Origin of the sequence: Fodinibius saliphilus (assembly GCF_005869845.1) — a bacterium.
Classification (GTDB): Bacteria; Bacteroidota; Rhodothermia; order Balneolales; family Balneolaceae; genus Fodinibius; species Fodinibius saliphilus.
In genome coordinates this window covers 82,501-101,631 of record NZ_VAWF01000002.1, presented here as the reverse complement: position 1 = coordinate 101,631, position 19,131 = coordinate 82,501, and the positions used below count along the sequence as shown (strand labels likewise).

General features: G+C 41.4%; 17 protein-coding genes. 10 read left to right on the top strand and 7 right to left on the bottom strand.

What is annotated here, in order from left to right; genetic code table 11:
* Positions 1–80 precede the first annotated feature (80 nt).
* Together FCN14_RS08450 and FCN14_RS08445 are read right to left on the bottom strand one after the other, a co-directional pair.
* The gene (locus FCN14_RS08450) at positions 81–1,013 is read right to left on the bottom strand and encodes a VOC family protein (protein WP_138430843.1); all 933 of its coding nucleotides are present in this window, start codon (positions 1,011–1,013) and stop codon (positions 81–83) included.
* A 12-nt stretch (positions 1,014–1,025) separates the two neighbouring features.
* Positions 1,026–1,952, bottom strand: a complete 927-nt coding sequence (locus FCN14_RS08445; RefSeq protein ID WP_138430842.1) for a VOC family protein — start codon at positions 1,950–1,952, stop codon at positions 1,026–1,028.
* A 167-nt stretch (positions 1,953–2,119) separates the two neighbouring features.
* Here FCN14_RS08445 and FCN14_RS08440 point away from each other — a divergent pair, with 167 nt between their 5' ends.
* Positions 2,120–2,893: a patatin-like phospholipase family protein gene (locus FCN14_RS08440; protein ID WP_138430841.1), complete on the top strand. Its 774-nt coding sequence runs from the start codon at positions 2,120–2,122 to the stop codon at positions 2,891–2,893.
* On the opposite strand, the gene FCN14_RS08435 is transcribed toward FCN14_RS08440, so the two are convergent.
* Positions 2,890–3,612, bottom strand: a complete 723-nt coding sequence (locus tag FCN14_RS08435) for an SDR family NAD(P)-dependent oxidoreductase (RefSeq protein WP_138430840.1) — start codon at positions 3,610–3,612, stop codon at positions 2,890–2,892. The two genes, FCN14_RS08440 and FCN14_RS08435, sit on opposite strands and share 4 nt — an antisense overlap.
* A 160-nt stretch (positions 3,613–3,772) precedes the next feature.
* On the opposite strand from FCN14_RS08435, the gene FCN14_RS08430 reads away from it, so the two are divergent.
* The 9 genes from FCN14_RS08430 to FCN14_RS08390 all read left to right on the top strand — a co-directional run bounded on the left by FCN14_RS08430 (position 3,773) and on the right by FCN14_RS08390 (position 14,285).
* Positions 3,773–5,005 carry a M48 family metallopeptidase gene (locus tag FCN14_RS08430; protein WP_138430839.1) on the top strand — a complete coding sequence of 411 codons (1,233 nt, stop codon included), beginning with the start codon at positions 3,773–3,775 and terminating at the stop codon, positions 5,003–5,005.
* A gap of 309 nt (positions 5,006–5,314) precedes the next feature.
* The gene (gene sigZ / locus FCN14_RS08425) at positions 5,315–5,929 is read left to right on the top strand and encodes an RNA polymerase sigma factor SigZ (RefSeq protein ID WP_281280655.1); all 615 of its coding nucleotides are present in this window, start codon (positions 5,315–5,317) and stop codon (positions 5,927–5,929) included.
* A 448-nt stretch (positions 5,930–6,377) separates the two neighbouring features.
* Positions 6,378–6,773 carry an ArsI/CadI family heavy metal resistance metalloenzyme gene (locus FCN14_RS08420; RefSeq protein WP_138430837.1) on the top strand — a complete coding sequence of 132 codons (396 nt, stop codon included), beginning with the start codon at positions 6,378–6,380 and terminating at the stop codon, positions 6,771–6,773.
* Between the two features lie 144 nt (positions 6,774–6,917).
* A complete protein-coding gene (locus FCN14_RS08415; protein ID WP_138430836.1) occupies positions 6,918–8,036 on the top strand; it encodes a trans-sulfuration enzyme family protein in 1,119 nt (372 codons plus the stop codon).
* Positions 8,037–8,076: 40 nt separating this feature from the next.
* A complete protein-coding gene (locus tag FCN14_RS08410; protein WP_138430835.1) occupies positions 8,077–8,409 on the top strand; it encodes a hypothetical protein in 333 nt (110 codons plus the stop codon).
* Between the two features lie 194 nt (positions 8,410–8,603).
* Positions 8,604–10,337, top strand: a complete 1,734-nt coding sequence (gene sucB / locus FCN14_RS08405) for a 2-oxoglutarate dehydrogenase, E2 component, dihydrolipoamide succinyltransferase (RefSeq protein WP_138430834.1) — start codon at positions 8,604–8,606, stop codon at positions 10,335–10,337.
* Between the two features lie 73 nt (positions 10,338–10,410).
* Positions 10,411–11,259: a pantoate--beta-alanine ligase gene (gene panC / locus FCN14_RS08400; protein WP_138430833.1), complete on the top strand. Its 849-nt coding sequence runs from the start codon at positions 10,411–10,413 to the stop codon at positions 11,257–11,259.
* 8 nt (positions 11,260–11,267) lie between these two features.
* Complete coding sequence (panD, locus tag FCN14_RS08395; RefSeq protein ID WP_138430832.1) at positions 11,268–11,705, top strand: aspartate 1-decarboxylase; 438 nt, start codon at positions 11,268–11,270, stop codon at positions 11,703–11,705.
* 333 nt (positions 11,706–12,038) lie between these two features.
* The gene (locus tag FCN14_RS08390; RefSeq protein WP_138430831.1) at positions 12,039–14,285 is read left to right on the top strand and encodes an APC family permease; all 2,247 of its coding nucleotides are present in this window, start codon (positions 12,039–12,041) and stop codon (positions 14,283–14,285) included.
* Positions 14,286–14,347: 62 nt separating this feature from the next.
* On the opposite strand, the gene FCN14_RS08385 is transcribed toward FCN14_RS08390, so the two are convergent.
* The 4 genes from FCN14_RS08385 to FCN14_RS08370 all read right to left on the bottom strand — a co-directional run bounded on the left by FCN14_RS08385 (position 14,348) and on the right by FCN14_RS08370 (position 19,084).
* On the bottom strand, positions 14,348–15,721 hold the full coding sequence (locus FCN14_RS08385; protein ID WP_138430830.1) for a dipeptidase: 1,374 nt from the start codon (positions 15,719–15,721) through the stop codon (positions 14,348–14,350).
* A 93-nt stretch (positions 15,722–15,814) separates the two neighbouring features.
* Entirely contained in the window at positions 15,815–16,597 is a 783-nt protein-coding gene (locus FCN14_RS08380) for a hypothetical protein (protein ID WP_138430829.1), read from the bottom strand.
* 2 nt (positions 16,598–16,599) lie between these two features.
* Positions 16,600–18,378 (bottom strand): BatD family protein, encoded by a 1,779-nt coding sequence (locus tag FCN14_RS08375; RefSeq protein WP_138430828.1) that lies wholly within the window; start codon positions 18,376–18,378, stop codon positions 16,600–16,602.
* Positions 18,362–19,084 carry a tetratricopeptide repeat protein gene (locus tag FCN14_RS08370; RefSeq protein WP_138430827.1) on the bottom strand — a complete coding sequence of 241 codons (723 nt, stop codon included), beginning with the start codon at positions 19,082–19,084 and terminating at the stop codon, positions 18,362–18,364. Before FCN14_RS08370 ends, FCN14_RS08375 begins: the two co-directional genes overlap by 17 nt.
* Between the last annotated feature and the right edge of the window lie 47 nt (positions 19,085–19,131).

Here is a 19,131-nt window from a genome sequence, read left to right as displayed (position 1 = left end):
GTTAGTTCGTAAATTCTGGAAGCCGACCTGCTTAAAATTATTCTTGTAAAGGGGGCAGGACGGTTGAAGGTGTTCCCGTTTTAGGTATTAAGTGTTGGCAGTGCTGTTTCTATCTCATCTCGCCGAGAACGATACCATGGGGGGAGCTCCAGTTCTTTGGCTTGGTCTTCGGCAGAATCAGAATTAACAAAGTAGCCCGGACCATTTGTAGCTATTTCAAAGAGCAGTCCGCTAGGCAGACGAAAATAGACCGATTTGAAGTAGTGGCGATCAATGATTTCTGTTGGTTGGAGTCCATACCGTAATACTTCATGCCGTAATTTTTTTAAGTCTTTTTTATCATTGGCTTGAAATGCCACGTGGTGCACGATACCTGCTCCGTTTTGCCCCTGCTTTACAGGTTTTTGTTTGATAACGATGGTATTACCAATGGTACTATCGGACCTATAAAGCGTTGTATTAGCATTTGTGCTATGCTTTTCAAATCCTAGAATGGAAGTTAAAATATTTTCAGCATGTTCAGAATCGTACAGTTCCAAAGTGGTACTCCAAAATCCCTGAATTTGATGTTCCGCAGGTACCAGGGATTGTTTCCAGCTTTGAGGCTCAGAAAACAGATTATCAAAAACCAGGTGAAGCTGTAAGTCATCAGGATCTTTAAAAGAAAGATGTTGTTTATTATAGCGTGTTATAGGTCCACTATAAGGAATTTTCTGTTCCTTAAGACGCTCTTGCCAATAGGATAAAGAGTGTTGGGGTACAGCCAGTGACACAGCGGTAGCTTCACCGGTGCCGGAAACACCTTCACGGGCATTTGGCCATGGGAAGAAGGTGAGGCTCGAGCCCGGGCTTCCCTCGGCATTGGCATAGAATAAGTGATACTTTGTGGGGTCATCTTGGTTTACTGTTTTTTTAACCATCCGCATCCCCAGCTTTTTTACATAGAAGTCATAGTTATCTTGGGGATTACTTGCCGTTACAGAAATATGATGAATTCCTCGGTGTTCAGTCATAATAAAAAAACCTTAAGCAGTTAAAGAGGGTAGGTTTTGCTCAATATCATATCGCTCATGTTCCAGCCAATCGGGTAGCTGGAGTGATTGCCCCAGCTTGGCAATATCTTCATCGCGGTTAAAGCCAGGTGGATCTGTGGCAATTTCAAAAAGGATACCACCGGGCTCATGGAAATAGACCGACTTAAAGTAATCGCGGTCTTTTACTTCCGTAAGATAGTATCCTTTGTTCAATAACTTTTGGCGATACATCTCTTGTTCTTCTTCGTCCTTGGAACGAAAGGCGATATGATGAACGGTTCCTTTGCCCGGCTTGCCGTTGAGAGGAAACTGATCAATAATTTCAATTGTTGATCCAAATTCAGCTTTTGATTCATACAGATATCGGTTTTCAAACTGGTTGGTAAGTTCAAAACCAAGATCTTCTTCCAGCAACCTGCCGGTCCCGGCATAGTTCTCTTCGGCAAGGGTAGCGCCATGGATGCCCCGAATAGCATGGCGTGCCGGTAAAGGACCATCGCCCCAACCTTTGGCTTTGTCTGCTACTGGATCGAATACTAGTTCCAAGTGGAGGCCGTGCGGATCTTGTAGCCCGATGACCTCCTTTCCAAATCGTTCAAATGGATCTTCAAAATCGATTTTCTGTTCGTTGAGATGATGTAGCCAAAATGATTTTGAAGCGGTAGGTACAGAAAATGATACCGCTACGACCTGCCCTACATCCGGTTCTCCTTCTTTAAGGTGCTCCCAGGGAAAAAACGATAGGATGGTACCGGGTTCGCCCAGTTCATTGCCATAGTACAGGTGATAAACTGAGGGGTCATCAAAGTTTACCGTTTTTTTTACCATGCGCAGTCCGAGCACCTGAGTATAAAATTCATAGTTTTCTTTGGGATCGCCGGCAACGGCAGTAATGTGATGGATGCCTTGGTGAGACATAGAGAAAGGTCAATTTATCTTTAGTTTTAAAACGAAAATTAGAGTATTTCAGCTTAGTTGTACTCCTGAAATTATATACCTTAAAGTAAGTGTAATATTGAAAGTTATCATCTTGAATTAGCAACAGTATTACGACTAAAAATATTTCAAAATAAGAGAATAACTTTATGGTTGAGAAGGATGTATCGATTGGGCTGGCTCTGGGAGGAGGGGCGGCCTTGGGAGCTGCACATGTTGGAGTGCTACGAGCGTTGGAAGAGTATGAGATACCTATTGATTACTTGGCAGGTACAAGTATAGGGGCTATGGTTGGTGCTTTTTATGCGTTTGGTATGTCGGTAGATGAGATTGAAAGCATTGCGCTGGATTTGGATTGGCCCGATATTTCAGCTATTGCACTATCAAAAAGAGGGTTGTTGACCAACCATGAGTTGGGAATGCTGCTTGATAACAATTTGGGAGATGTTACTTTTGAAGAGGCTACTATTCCCCTTGCTGTTGTTGCTACAGATATAGCAACAGGAGAAAAGGTAATTATTGATAAAGGAGACGTTTCAGATGCTGTAAAGGCAAGTACCTGTATTCCGGTACTGTTCGAACCGGTTCAGTATCAAGGGCGGCTGTTGGTTGATGGGGGTTTAAAAGAGAGTGTGCCGGTATCTGCTATACAAGATTTTGAAGCCGATAAGATTATCGGGGTAGATTTAGGTGCTAGCCGTGAATATGAAGAACCAGATAATATTTTAGCAATACTGAATAACACGCTTGAGATTGCTCTTACGCACCTGGCACATGTAAACCCCTTGGATATTGACCTTCTGATTCAGCCTCAGTTGGGAAAGTTTAGCCGGACTAATACCGAGCGTATAGCAGATATGATTGAAATTGGGTATCAATCTGCAAAAAAAGCTATGAGTAAAGTAAACGATAATGTGCGTTAGCTCTTACCGTAAACTGGGATAATCCCTCCGCGTGTAACTTCATTTTCTGGCGACACCAGGTAAAGAATCTGTTCGGCTAGCTGGTGTGGCTTAGGCCATTTTTCATAATTTGCATTAGTCATGCTATTGCGATTTTGTGGAGTATCAATAATCGAAGGTGCAATGGCATTTACCAAAATGTCATCTTCTATTACTTCGGCGGCCAGCGATTCGGTAAGTGCAGCAACACCGGCTTTAGAGACGGTATAGGCGGTCATCCCTTTTCCTTGTCGTGGTTCGAGGGCAGGACGGGCAGCAATGTTGACAATGCGTCCTCCTTCGAAATCTGATCCTCTCATCCATTGCACTGCGGCGCGGCATGAGTTATAGCAGGTGGCTGTGTTTAGTTGAAGTTGCTTATTAAAATCAGCTATCGGGGTATTTTCAATATTCCCCATTCCAAAGCCTCCTGCAATATGAATAGACGCCCAAAGGGGGCCTTGTTGATCTATGGCATTTTCATAAAAAGCCTGAGTTTGTTCTTCGCTGGTAAGATCGACTCCTGCCTTTGTAAAGACATTGGTATGATTACCTAACTCAAAAGTTTTTTCTTCTGTCTCGTTGTAGTAGGGGACGCTACACTTTGCTCCTGCATCAATGAGTAGTTCTACCACAGCAGAACCCAATGCGCCTGCTCCGCCTGTAATAATTGTGTGTAGTTTATTTAAATTAGTATTCATAGCAAGGCAGATGGTTTAGGGTTAAAAGGACCATTAGTTATAGACGAACATAACTAGAAGAAAATCAGTTATTCGTTAATCTTACATAGCCTAATAATAATTTGTACTTTTGTTAATTGTAAATACACAGAATTTTTGATCAGACCATATTATATCTAAGATGAACATTTTTGCAATCATCATATTAGTAACGTTACTGCTAGATTTTATACTTAAACTTGCAGCGGACTTTTATAACCTGAAATCACTGGAAAAAAGTTTGCCTGAAGAGTTCAGTGACGTATATGATGAGGAGACGTATGAGAAGTCACAGAAGTATACGAAGGTGAAAACAAAATTTGGGATATTGATCTCAGCTTTTAACCTGCTTTTATTACTGGGGTTCTGGTTCGCGGGCGGTTTTAATTGGTTAGACCAAATTGTTCGCAGTTGGGAATTAGGCACTATATGGACGGGGTTAGCTTATGTCGGGATTTTGCTGTTGGCTAAAAGCATTTTGTCACTCCCCTTTAGTTTGTATTCAACGTTTGTGATTGAAGAGCGTTTCGGTTTTAACAAAACAACACCTAAAACGTTTGTGTTGGATCTTTTAAAAGGACTGGGCTTAGGTGTTCTTCTTGGCGGTCCGCTGCTTGCCGGTATTTTAGCATTCTTTACTTTCATAGAACATTTTGCCTGGCTTTATGCATGGGGTGCTGTTACGGTTTTTACCCTGTTTATTCAGTTTGTAGCTCCAACTTGGATTATGCCGCTGTTTAATGATTTTGAACCTCTTGAAGAGGGCGAGCTACGTAAGAAGATTCGGGAGTATGCAGACAAAGTGAATTTTGCACTCGAGGGTGTATATGTCATGGATGGCTCAAAGCGCAGCAGTAAATCCAATGCATTTTTTACGGGCTTTGGCAAAAACAAGCGTATTGCACTCTATGATACTCTCATTGAGAATCATACTGATGAGGAGTTAGTTGCGGTCTTGGCTCATGAGATTGGACACTACAAGAAAAAGCATATTATTAAGAATATGATAATTAGCATTGCCCAAACAGGAATTATGTTCTTCCTGCTTTCTGTCTTTCTTAACTCACAGGGATTGTATGATGCATTTTATATGGAGCAGATATCGGTGTATACGGGGCTTATTTTCTTTGGGATGTTGTATGCCCCTATCGATATGATTGTGTCGATATTTATGCAGGTTCTTTCTCGTAAATATGAATTTGAAGCTGATGCTTTTGCGGCAAATACTTTTCAAAAAGAGCCGATGGTAGCAGCCCTGAAGAAGCTGTCGAAAGATAATCTTTCTAATCTGACGCCCCATTCTTTTTATGTTTTCCTAAACTATTCGCATCCTCCTGTGCTGGAGCGTATTAAAACGATCAAGGATACAAACTGAAAAGCCATCTCTGCTTTTTAAGATTTTAGCACTCGATTTTAACAATTAGTCCTTCGTTAGAGAAGGGGGGAGTTTTAATGCACATATAATCAATCTCCCTAAATCTCGATTACGGACGGCAGTCGGTCACGGCTTCAAGAGGTAGTTTAGGTTAAGTAACTTGTGCAAACAGTTCTGAATTTGCTACTTTGTGAAATGCAGTTTGTTAATTAATGACCTATTTTTTTTGTAGTAATTCCAAGTCTTATTTTATTTAAAATATCATTTCGTAGTTCTGTTATATGAACGGACGAATCCATAATAAATGTTGTGATGCCTCAAGATAATATTGATACTAAAATGCTTTGGCAGAAGTTTAGTGATCAGCTTCGAGGCTTTATTCGCTCTCGTGTATCGGACAAACAAGAGGCCGAAGATGTACTGCAGGATATTTTTATCCGTATCCACAAAGGGATTGATGGACTAAGGCATAAAGGTAGGGTGCAATCTTGGGTGTTTGGGATTGCTCGCCGGGCTTTGGTCGATTACTACAGGAAAAGTGGAAGAGATAGAGAGCACTCTTCACATGAGGATATAGCTGGAGAGTATGTGGAAGATCCTGTAATGGATCTCAATGATTTTGAAGGTCCTCATGATGTACATGAAGAAGTGATGTCTTGGCTCATTCCGATGATTGATGAGTTGCCACAAAAATATGCGGTTCCTTTGAGAATGGCTGATATAAAAGGTGTAAGGCAGAAAGAGATAGCGGATGAATTAGGGCTCTCTTTGTCAGGAGCTAAATCCAGAGTGCAACGAGCACGTCAAAAGCTGGGAGAGGTATTGGCAGCTTGTTGCCAGGTAGAGTTCGGAGAAGAGGGACGTGCAGTTGCTTATCATAAAATTAAAGATGAGAATGGAGAAAGCAACTGTGAAGATTGTTAAAATGGATTAAAAGGAGATTATGCCCCTTTCTTCGGCTGTGGCCGAATTCATTTTCGCTGCTTTAAGGGGGGGGTAACAGGATCAACATATAGTTTATAGCATCAGTGATTTTGTCAGCCGATTTCCCTTAGATGGTTATTGTTACTGCATTTATTTTTTGTAACCAATCTTATGGAGTGTCCCTTTTGTATCTATAGAAGAGGGTAAAAAGGTTTTAAAACTTTGAATACGTATCGTTCTCTGTTCGCCATATACAGTTCATAAGGTTCTAAGGGTTGGAAATATTACAGCTGCAAGTTGCTAAATAGTATTGCGCATTCTCTGTAAGTTCATCAAGATGATGAGATAAAAATCTAAATTAATTTTGCGTCTTTTTGAGTTGGGGCACGACTACATAGGTGAACGGTTGACAAAAACCACTAATTAAGACCTAAAAAGGTGACCTATTATGAAACGTATGCACGTAATGTTAAAAGTAAATGACCTCGAGGAATCTGTTGAGTTTTACAGCACACTCTTTGGAGTAGCTCCTACCAAGCAAAAAGATGATTATGCCAAATGGATGCTGGATGATCCGCGAGTTAACTTCTCAATTGCACAGCGTGAGGGCGATAAAGGCATTGAACACTTGGGTATTCAAGCAGAGAACGAAAAGGAGTTGGGGGAGTTACGGACAAAAATAGATCGTACTCATGGACTAGCACGTAACGAAGGTGATACTACCTGTTGCTATGCCAATTCTGACAAAAGCTGGATCACTGATCCGCAAGGGGTTGAGTGGGAAGCATTCTACACCTTTGGCGAAAGTGAAGACTACAGCACGCAAGAAACAGCTTGTTGCTAACATGCAAAGCCCGGTTCCGGTGTAGCTGGAATTGGGCTTTTCTAATTTGCCAGAACTTTACGACTTTGTTTCTTGATTGACAATATTTAACGTTATAGCAGTACGACTTTCAACCTATCCCAAATAAAAAGGATTAAGATTATTATGCGGACAGAAACAAAAGCAATTCATGCAGCAATGGATGTAGAAGATAGTTCGGTGGATATTGTACCGCCTGTCCATCGTTCTACTGTTTATGAACTTGATAAAAAGGGGCGGTCTGAGGGCGATTGGCATTATACTCGGCTCGAAAATCCCAATAGGGTGCAGTGGGAGCATGTATTAAAAATAATGGAAGATGGCGAAGCGGCAGCGGCATTTTCATCAGGTGTAGCTGCAGCATCGGCAGTATTTCAATCCCTTGAACCGGGCAATCATATTATTATTCCCGAAGATGTATATGCCGGCAATCGGAAGCTGGTCAAAGAATTGATGCAGCCGTGGGGACTAAAAGCAGACTTTATTGATATGACGGATCTGCAAAATATAGAAGATCATATTACTGATGATACATCACTCATTTGGGTAGAAACGCCCTCAAATCCGTTGATGAATATTATGGATATCAGTGCTATAGCCAGCCTGGGGGATGCAAATGGAGTATTAGTTTGTGTTGATAATACCTGGCCCACGCCTATCAATCAGAAACCGATCGATCTGGGTGCCGACCTTGTATTACATTCCACGACAAAATATTTTGGCGGTCATAGTGATATTCTGGGAGGTGCTATTGTGAGTGCGAAGGAAGACGGTATTTTTGAAAAAATAAGAATGGTTCAACGGATAGGTGGTGCAGTACCGTCCCCGGACGATTGCTGGATGCTGGCCCGCAGTACGCGAACGCTTCCTTACCGTATGCGCGGACATAATGAAAATGCAGAATTATTAGTTCGATTCCTGCAAAATCATCCGAAGGTTGAAAAGGTGTTTTATCCGGGACTTGCGACCCACGCAGGACATGAAGTCGCTGAGAAGCAGATGTCAGGATATGGTGGCATGATTTCATTTCTGATTGATGGTGATGCTGAAGATGCTATTGGTATTGTCGGGCAATCAAAGCTTATCGGTCGTGCTACAAGTTTGGGAGGTGTGGAAAGTACCTGGGAGCATCGGCACAGCAGTGAAGGTGAAGGTTCTATTACGCCGCAAAATCTAATTCGTATTAGTGTTGGGTTGGAACACGCTGATGATCTGCTGGAAGATTTGGAACGGGCATTGGGATAGGTGTAAGTGTTATTAAAAATAAATAGCTGGTAATTCCATAATGTCAAAGTCAGTGTTCTACATAAAATTTATTCACTCTTTGCTCTTCTTCCTGATTGCCATCAGCACTATTTATGTGTTAATGACTGCAATACTGGATCGCATTAATATGCTGACATGGATTGCATCTGGTGTTGCAGTTATTGAGATTCTGATACTTATCTTTAATAACTGGCGCTGCCCCTTAACGGTACTGGCAGAGAATCAGGGAGCGGAGGTTGGTTCTGTTGCTGATATGTTTTTGCCGGATCGGTTGGCAGATCATATTTTTCAAATTTTCAGCATTCTGTTTGGCATCGCATCTATCCTGTTAGCTTGGCGAATTTTGTTCTAAGCCCTTCTCTTTTATATCAAGAAGTAAAATATATTAACTAACTGGTTATTTAAATTGTCATTTAGGTCTGCTAATCATTTTGATCTAATCCCATTTATTGTGATCTTTGAGGGCTGTTTTATGCAGCTAAAAAGCGCTTTACCTTGATAAGGATATAAGATCCTACAAATTTTAATGATTTAATCTGAGTAACGATGGCCAGAGTTGAAGTAGAAATGCCCCAAATGGGTGAATCGGTAATGGAAGGAACTGTCATCGAATGGTCGAAAGATATCGGTGATAATGTAGAGGAAGATGAGACCCTTCTGGAAATTTCAACCGACAAGGTTGATTCTGAAGTGCCTTCGCCCCAAGCTGGTACGCTTGTAGAAAAGTTAGCCGAAGAAGGTGACACTATTGAAGTAGGACAAACAATTGCAATTATTGAAACTGATGCTGAGGCTGCCGATACATCAGGGGCAGGTGATTCGGAGCAAACCAATGATGAGCCTATCGAAGAAACCACTGGTGACGATAGTTCTGAAGAAGATGGCGAACGTATCGAGGTAGAGATGCCACAGATGGGCGAGTCGGTCATGGAAGGTACCATTATTGAATGGGCCAAGGAAATTGGCGATGAGGTAGAAGAGGATGAAACCCTTCTTGAAATTTCTACTGATAAAGTGGACTCTGAAGTGCCCTCACCCCAAGCCGGAACACTTGTAGAGAAATTGGCTGATGAAGGTGATACTATTGAAGTGGGACAGGCGATTGCTGTTATTGCAACAGGTAAGGCCGCGTCTGGTTCTTCGGCTTCTGTATCAACAGAAGATACGAGCAAGGAAGACAAGCAAGAAACGCCTGAAACGACCTCTCAACCTGAACCTGTTTCTACTTCTTCAGATGGTGTCCCATCGGGAGGAACTGAACCGCAACGTATTGGCAGTGACGGTCGATTCTACTCACCGCTAGTTCGTTCTATTGCTAAAGAGGAAGGTATCACTCAGGAAGAGCTTGAAAGTATTGATGGGTCTGGACAAGGCGGCCGCGTATCCAAAGAAGATGTGATGAGCTATCTGGAAGATCGCAAAGCCGGTAAAGCACAACCTGCTGCATCTCAGAAAGCAACAACTGGTCTTAGTAAGCCAAGTACAAAGAAAACGCCTTCTCAAGGCGAACAGCGTTCAATCTCTGCCGGGGAGCTCGATATTCAGCGTCCAGCAGAAAATGTGGAACGTATCAAGATGGATCGTATGCGTAAGATGATTGCTGAGCATATGGTTCGATCTAAGCAGACTTCGGCACACGTAACAACCTTCTCTGAAGTTGATGTAACAAACTTAGTTCGCTGGAGAGAAGCCAATAAGCATAAGTTCCAGGATCGAGCCGGTGTAAAGTTGACCTATACACCGCTCTTTATTGAGAAGATAATCCAGGCAATTCGGGAATTCCCGCTCATCAACAGTTCTGTTGATGATGAGAATGATGAGATTATATTGAAGCGAGATATCAACTTTGGACTGGCAGTAGCGCTGGGCGAAGGTGGCAAGGGTGGACTTATTGTTCCTGTGATTAAGCATGCCCAAGAAAAGAATCTGGTAGGTTTGGCTAGATCTGTAAATGACTTGGCTCTTAAGGCTCGTAATAAGAATCTAAGTCCAGATGACTTGGTTGGTGGTACTATTACACTAACAAATTACGGTAGTGTAGGTAACCTTATGGGTACACCTATTATTAACCAACCACAGGTTGCTATTATGGGAACAGGAGCCATCGAAAAACGCCCTGTTGTCCGCGAAACGGAAGAAGGTGATGTTATCGCAATTCGCCATATGATGTATCTCTCTATGAGTTATGATCACCGTATTGTTGATGGCGCCCACGGTGGTGCATTCCTGAATCGCGTCAAAGAACTGCTCGAAAACTTTGATCCTAACAGGGCAGTATAGTACAGCCGAGATATAATTATGAATGATTATGAATAAGGGTTTAGTTCGCTAAACCCTTATTTTTTGGGCTATTATGAAAGCAATAAAAAGTATTGATGACATACGAAAGAGGGTGAAATCCCTAAGAGAAGATGGTAAAACTATAGGTTTTGTCCCCACTATGGGAGCCCTGCATGAGGGGCATCTTTCGCTGTTTCGTCTTGCACAACAACATGCCGATGAGGTTGTTGCTTCTATCTATGTGAATCCTGAACAGTTTGCCCCTGGCGAGGATTTTGAAGAGTATCCCCGCGAATTGGATGATGATCTCGCCAAGTGTAAAGAGGAGGGAGTTGCAGCTGTCTTTGCTCCCTCTGATAATATTATGTATTCAGGCCGGCAATATTTGAGCATAGAAGTTGATGAGCTTAATAAATATATGGATGGGGGATCACGTCCCGGTTTTTTTGAAGGAATTTTACTTATCGTAAATAAGTTATTCAACATTATAGAGCCAGATATAGCCGTTTTTGGGCAAAAAGATATACAGCAATTCCGTATTTTACAGCAGATGGTTAAAGAGTTTAATCATGATGTGCAACTGGTAATGGGCCCTATAAAAAGGGCGAATGATGGGCTGGCACTAAGTAGTAGAAATGCGTATCTGGATGCGGAGCAGCGTAAGTTGGCTCCCGGCCTGTACCGTTCTCTGCAGTATGTAAGTAAACAGATTGAGGAAGGGGCAAAAAACATCCAGCTGCTGCTAGACCACCAGAAAAGTGAATTAGAAGAAAAAGGGTTTAAAATTGATTATCTTAACCTGTTTTCATTCGGTACAATGGCACCCGTCGAAGAGATAGAATACGATAATAAATATTTATTAGCCGGAGCCGTTTACCTGGGCGAGACACGTTTAATAGATAACTGCATTATTGAAAAATAGATACGACCATGAAGCTAACGATGTTCAAGTCAAAACTACACCAGATGAAGGTAACAGAGGCAAACCTTCATTATGAGGGAAGTATAACCATTGATACAGAGCTGTTAGATAAGGCCAATCTGCTTCCCTACGAGAAAGTTCAGGTCGTTAATATTACCAATGGAGAGCGTCTCGAAACCTATACTATTCCTGGTGAAGCGGGATCTCGCGTTTGCTGTTTAAATGGGGCAGCTGCACGTAAAACTGAGATCGGCGATCGCGTAATTATTATCTCTTATGCAGAGATGGCTCCTGAAGAAGCTGAAGATTTTAAGCCGACCGTTGTTATTGTGGATGAAAATAATGATCCTAAAACGGTGGTTGATGAGACAGGATATGCCACTAAGTATGATCTAGAAACTGGGATAGTGGACAATACAGTGATCAAGGAGACAGATAGCGATTAAATACTGTTGGCTATTTGTTAAAAGCATTTCAAAAAAAGTTTGCAATAAAACATCAAGAAAATTATTTGACAGTTAATATGCCTACAATTTATTAGCTGGGTAATACTACTATATTAATACGATGAAGTGGGATGGCTTTATAGCTGGGGAGAAGTTGATTTAAAATGTATTTAACTAATTTATCTCATCTCTAATTTTTTTATCAAAATGAACTGATCAGCTATTAGATTATAAAATCTAAGTTGTTTCTAAATAAATAAACTGTTTAGTTTGGCTGTATTTTCTAGACTAACTATGTTTTTATAATAGAACGATCGGTTTTTAGCCTTTCAAATGAAATTTAGTTTTAAAAACAGATCTCCTGAGGAAGAACAGGTTATTCCTTCATCCCCAGAAGGCTTAAGTGCCTTTGGCGGAGTTTTTACTCCTTCTATTCTCACGATTCTAGGTGTTATCATGTATTTGCGCTTTGGATGGGTCGTAGGTAATGTAGGACTGCTTGGTACCCTGTTGATTGTTACCCTATCAGTAGCTATTACCTTTTTAACAGCTCTTTCAATTGCTGCTATTGCAACAGACCAGCGTGTTCGTATTGGAGGAGCTTACTATATGATTAGCCGGTCTCTGGGGATTGAATCGGGTGGTGCTATTGGTATTCCTCTATATATTGCCCAAGCTCTTTCAGTAGCCCTTTATACGGTCGGCTTTGCAGAAAGTGTAGTAGGAGTTTTTCCGGGTGCTGATTTTAAGGTAGTTGGAATTGTAACAACTATTATTGTAGCCATACTTGCTCTTATTTCAGCCAAAGCAGCAATAAGAGCTCAGTATTTTATTATGTTTGGGATCGCTTTATCATTGCTTTCTCTGATTTTCGGTAGTCCCATTGAACAATCCAGCATAGAAATGTGGGGGGCTGCAAGTGAACACTCTGCTGGATTTTGGACCGTTTTTGCCGTTTTTTTTCCCGCTGTAACGGGTATAATGGCAGGTGTAAATATGTCGGGCGATTTAAAAGATCCGGGTACTGCCATTCCAAAAGGAACGTTTTGGGCTATTGGGGTGGGGTATGTGATTTATATGGGGTTGCCAATTTTGTTGGCAACCCGGGCTGATGCTATTACTCTTATCGAAGATCCCTTGATTATGCGAAAATTATCATACTGGGGGGATGCAATTTTGATTGGTGTTTGGGGAGCTACTTTATCAAGTGCGATGGGTAGTATTTTGGGAGCACCTCGTGTATTGCAGGCTTTGGCACGTGATGGGGTATTGCCGCGCTGGCTTCGTTGGCTTGGCAAAGGAGAGGGCGAAGAAGATACGCCTCGTATTGGGACAATGGTAACGCTGGGAGTAGCCCTTATTGCTGTTTGGATGGGGGACTTGAATATCATTGCGCCCATTCTAACAATGTTCTTCTTAACAACCTATGGTGTGCTAAATGTAACTGCCGGTATCGAAAATATGCTTGGTAGCCCATCATTCAGACCAAAATTTAAAGTCCATTGGATACTTTCATTATTAGGGGCCATAGGCTGTATTGCAGTAATGTTTTTGATTAATACATTGGCCACAATCATTGCAGCTGTTTTTGTATTGGTTATTTTTATTTGGTTGGAGCGTCGCGAACTTGAGTCGGCGTGGGGCGATGTGCGCCGGGGTATTTGGATGGCTTTGACCCGTGCGGGCTTAATGCGGTTGGGTTCTTCAGTAGAAGAGAAAACATGGCGGCCGCACCCGCTGGTTTTGTCAGGGGCTCCTACAAAGCGTTGGCATCTTATCGATTTAGCCTCTTCCCTAACCCACAATCGGGGAATTTTAACGATTGCAACCGTGATGACCAGTGATAATGTAACAACGGATCGGAAACAGGTACTGGAGCAAAATATTCGTGATTTTCTTGCTAAGAGAAGTATTCAGGGATTGGTAAGAGTTACGACTGGTGAGGATCCTTTTCAGGGAGCCAAGGATATGGTTCAGGCTTATGGTTTGGGAGCGCTGGTACCTAATACAATTATTTTGGGCGATAGTGAAAACGAGGGAATGCGAGATAAATACTGCAATATGATCAATAGCTTTCACGCCCAAAAGAGAAATATTGTTATTGTCCATGATAACGAAGAGATTGGATTTGGAGAGCGGAAACGTATTGATGTTTGGTGGGGAGGATTGCGCGGCAATGGAGGGTTGATGATGATATTGGCTTACCTGTTGCAAAGCAGCCGAAAGTGGTGGGATGCCAAAGTTAATATCAAGATGGTTGTCGAAGGAGAGAAGGGGGCCGAAGATGCCCAGCGCAACTTGACACGTATTATGAATAAAATCCGCATTGACGCAAATGCAGAAGTACTTTTATCTAATGGTAAGTCATTTGATGATATACTTCATGAGTCATCTGAAGGGGCAGACTTAATTCTGATGGGATTGGCAGAACCCAATGAAATGGAAAATGATTTTAAACAATACTATGAAAATCTGCATGACCGTCTTAGTGGTCTCCCAACTACTGTTATGGTATTGGCGGCTGAAGAAATTTCATTTGGAGAGGTACTTCTACAGCAAGATGAGTTTCAAGAGGATTAATAAAAAAGTGCCGAAGAGCATTTGCTCTGCGACACTTTTAAAAGCTTTTTTCGAAAAGTATTTTATGAAGTATGTTTCGGCAGTAATTCGAAGAATTTAGCGGAGGTGTGAATGCCTCGGTAGAAATCTTTGAGGGCAAATTTTTCATTAGGAGAGTGAATAGCATCACTGTTGAGCCCAAAGCCCATCAAAATAGACTGTGCCCCCAACACTTTCTGGAAATCTGCTACAATTGGGATAGATCCACCTTCACGGGTAAAAAGTGGTTCCTTATCATAAACAGCCTCAAAAGCATCAGCCGCAGCTTGTAGCCCATAAAATGATAAATCGGTAATGGCAGGATGCCCCCCATGATGTTCTGCGACTTCGACGGTAACGGTGTCGGGAGCAAGTGATTTCACTTGCTCTTTAAAGAGTTTAGCAATTTTTTTTGGATCTTGATCCGGAACTAATCTCATACTTACTTTGGCACCGGCTTTAGCAGGTAGTACCGTTTTAGCACCTTCACCTTGGTAGCCACTCCATAGGCCGTTAACGTCTAGGGTGGGGCGGGCTGAAGTGCGTTCTAATGTATTATATCCTTTTTCACCTTTTAAGGCTTTAAGACCTAGTTTCTCTTTGTAATCTTCTTTGTCAAAAGGAAGTTTTTGGTAGGTGTCACGCTCCTCTTCAGTTAGTTCAATAACATCATCATAGAAGCCGTCAATTTGAATTACCCCGTCATCATCTTTCAGCTGTGCGATAATTTCGGCTAAAACATTGGCAGGATTATCAACTGCACCACCATAAACCCCTGAATGAAGGTCACGGTTAGGGCCTTGAACAAGAATTTCCATGTAGGCAAGCCCGCGAAGGCCATACGTTATTGAAGGAGTATCTTCAGCAAACATGGCTGTATCAGAAATGAGAACCATATCACACTCCAGCAAATCTTTGTGCTCCTCAATAAATGGCACCAAATGTGGAGAACCGATCTCTTCTTCACCTTCGAAAATGAATTTAATGTTTACAGGGAAATCAGTATCGGTTTGCTGATATGCCTCTAATGCTTTAACATGCGTAAAGGATTGCCCCTTGTCATCACTTGCTCCACGGGCATAGATATCACCATCTCTTACGGTTGGTTCAAAAGGTGGAGTTTCCCACAAATCCATTGGGTCTGGCGGTTGTACATCATAGTGGCCATAGACCAATACCGTTGGTTTTGATTCATCGGTAGTCAGCTCTCCATATACAATGGGATTGCCCTCTGTTTCAAAGATCTCTGTACGATCAAGCTCCAATGAGCTTAATTTATTGTGAATATAGTTTGCTGCATCCTCGACGTCATTTTTGTATTCAGTATCAGTACTGATACTCGGTATGCGAAGAAAATCGAATAATTCTGATTTAAACTGTTCTTTATTGTAATCAATGTAATCAGCTACGTTAGACATAGATGTATATCAATTTTTAAATGTTAGCATATTAATGTTATGCCTACTGAAAACTCTTCCTCCTTGTAATCGATGAACTATTTTTATTCTAGGTTAGAGTATACGTATCTCACTGTTGGGAATCCATCCATAGAGGCCGTTACTCATGCGTACATATGACCAATATTCATTTTTTCGGCTGCGATAGTGATCAACAGTGAAAGTATATCCTTCAAAGGCTTGGCTTACCAAAGGTGCTTCTTTTTTGGGTCGTTCAACAACCGGTACTTCTTCGGTTACCATAACTGCTTTGCTATAGCGATTACTTACATAATCAGTATAGAAGCCACAGGCAATAAGCAGTAGTGAAATAATGATTGTTGACAGGCCGGAAATACGCAGGTAATGAGGGTACCAATTAATGAACCATCGGCTTACAAAGGTTAGCATCCCCAGGTTTAATAAAATGATTCCGATGAGTAGAATGTTTGATGCGCCAATATTATGGCGTAGCCAATCGGTTGCAACATCCCAAGGGAATTTTGGAAGTACTGCAGATTGTCGGCTGAATTGTGATTCTACATATTTGAGGGCTTTGCTGGCTTGGTTTTCCGTTTCCTCAAATCGTAAAGCTTTAAGTAAATAAAATTTAGACATGCCCAATGAATCGATGCGCTGATATGCTATACCCATGTTTAAGAAAAGTGCGCCCGAATGATTTTTTTGATCTTCCAGGCTTTTATAAAGTGAGAGGGCTTCAGAGTAGTTCCCACTTTTTAATTCAGTATTAGCTTGGTCAAAAGTTGCTTGTGGACTTTGTTGCCCATAGGCTGCTAGCAAGGTACAGCATAATAAAAAAGTAAGCAGTATATATATTCGATGATTTCCAGTGAGCACAATTATAATACTTTTTTCAATTTTTCCAGGGTACTTTCGGCGAGCCCTACGTGTGATTTTAGATAGTCATGCGTAGTGTCGGGAGCATAGCTGATAGATGCGCATTTTTCGAGCAACATTCGTACATTTTTAACCAGATTTTCTTCGATATCTTCATCTCGTAATGCTTGAACATAGTCGGCATTTGAAAGTCCGGCTTCAGGCAGTGTAAGTCGATCACTAATAAAACCAGTTAGCGCTTTTTGAAGCATGTTATAGGCTTGTTTTATATTACCCTCTTCCGATAGCTCAATTGTTTTATCAAGGCGCTCCATTGCTTTGTGGGTGGCTTTTTGGGAGCGGGCAAAAGCCTGATCATTATTCATTTTGTCCAAGTATGATTTTTGTTGATATGCAATGCCCAATATGATAATTGGCAAAAAGATACCAACCCAAAACCACCAGTAAGATATCAATGAGGAAGATGCCGGGGTTACCCATGAGGTGAGGCCTGTAATAGGACGTACGGGGAAGGATTGAACGTTTGTTGCTGAGGTTATTTGGTTAGGGTTCTCTTTTACATTAATGCTGAGAGCCGGCAGTGTTTCAGTTACATAATCATTGTTAGAAGGATTAAAATAGGATACTGTTTTTGCGGGAATGGTGTAATTGCCCGGAGAACGTGCCACAAAGATGTCTGTAAACGTTTTACTACCGCTGATACGGCTGTTTTTACGATTCAGAGAAGAGTTCTGTTGAGGATCATATACTTCCAATCCGTCGGGAAGCTCATATTCCGGTTTTGTAATCAGTGGTACATTACCGGTTCCTTCTATTTGTGTTGTTAATTCAATTGATTCCCCAACAGTAGCCTCTTTAGTTTTAATAGTGCGCGATATATTAAAAGAGCCTACAGCACCAAGGTAATCGCTATTGCTAACTGTAGGCAGTGATTCTACTTCAATAGCCAAGGGGTCACTGGTAAGTTCTATTTGTCGCTGGTTATTCCCAAACCCACTAAAGAAACTGCTAAAAGGATCATTGCGCGATTTCGTGGACCGGACAGAGACAATAATTTTATAGGGACTGATTTCAAGTTCCCCTGCTTTTGTAGGAAATAGGGAAAACTGCAATAATCGAGCTTTACGGTACCGGATGCCATCGATAATTGTTGAAGTCGCTTTGGGGCGACGAGTGTTTTGAAGTTGTTCTTTCCAGAACCCTTCCGCTTTCCAACCAGGAACTTGTTGGTATGAGTTCACTTCCAAACCATCCTTAAAGAAAAGTACTACATCCGCTATTATCTGTTGTCCGGTAACAGGTTTTAGATCAGATACCTCCAGCTTTAAAAAGATTTCGGCTTTTTCAGATTCCGAAGAATCACCTGAAGTATTTCGATCTACAATTTTCACATTGATAGGATCCGTTTTATACTCTTCGCTATCAATAGTAATAGTAGCAGAAGGGATTTGATGTTCCCCTTTTTGTTGCGCAATTAAATAATAGTTATAAGTATATGTGGTACTGCTTTTGCCGTTGACAAAACTGTAGCTGCGAGAAGTAGATGGGTTGTTGCTGAGTAGACGAAATCCTTCAAACTCTGGTAGTTTCGGTCGGGATACATTATTAAAGCTGCCGCTTATCTCAACAGAGTAGCTAACACGCTCTCCGGTGTAAATTGTTGTTTCCGAAACGCTTGCATCAACAGAAACATCAGATTGAGCGAAGGCCCGAATAGCAGAAAGGCCCAGCAGTGGAAGCAGAAATACAATTACAGCGATTTGCTTACCAATCTTTTTCATTCTTACTCTTACTGGACTCTGTTTTCTTTTTCTTGAATTTCTTTAGCAGGTCTTTCTCTTTTTGTTCCAAAGCCTTAAGGATCTTTTCGGCCTCGGCTTTACTGACTTTCTGGGGCCGTTGCTGTTTCTTTTTTTGCTGATCTTGGTTTTGCTTCTGCTTATTCTGTTGCTGTTGATTTTGTTTATTCTTTTGATCGTTATTCTTCTTCTGTTGATCCTGTTGCTTTTTGTTCTCGTCTTGGTTCTTTTTGTTATTATTCTGCTTCTTTTTTTGCTGTTCCTTCTTTTTGTCTTGTTCTTTTTTCTTCTTTTTTGCCAGCTCGTAATTATGTTTAGCATCAGAATCATCGCTCATGTGGCGAAGCGACTTTTTATAATAATCAACAGCTTTATCCCACTTCTTCATATTAGAGAGTACATTGCCGATATTGTAATTTGCTTTAGCTCTTTCTTTGGGAGTATCAGTCATGCTTTTGTACTGCTCAAATGTACGAATAGCTTCTTTCGTTTTACCGGCTTTGGCTTGGGCATTAGCCAGGTTAAAGTAGAGCTTTGAATTTTCAGGACTGGCATCAATAGCCTTTTTATAAAGAGTTATAGCCTCTTCATAATTTTCCTTCTCATAGGCTTCATTTGCTTTACGGGCATCTTCAACAGAAGCTCCAATAAGAAATAGTGTCAGCACAAATGTGATAAAATACTTCATAAAACCATTATCTAATTTCGACTAGATAGCATAACGAAAAAAAGACA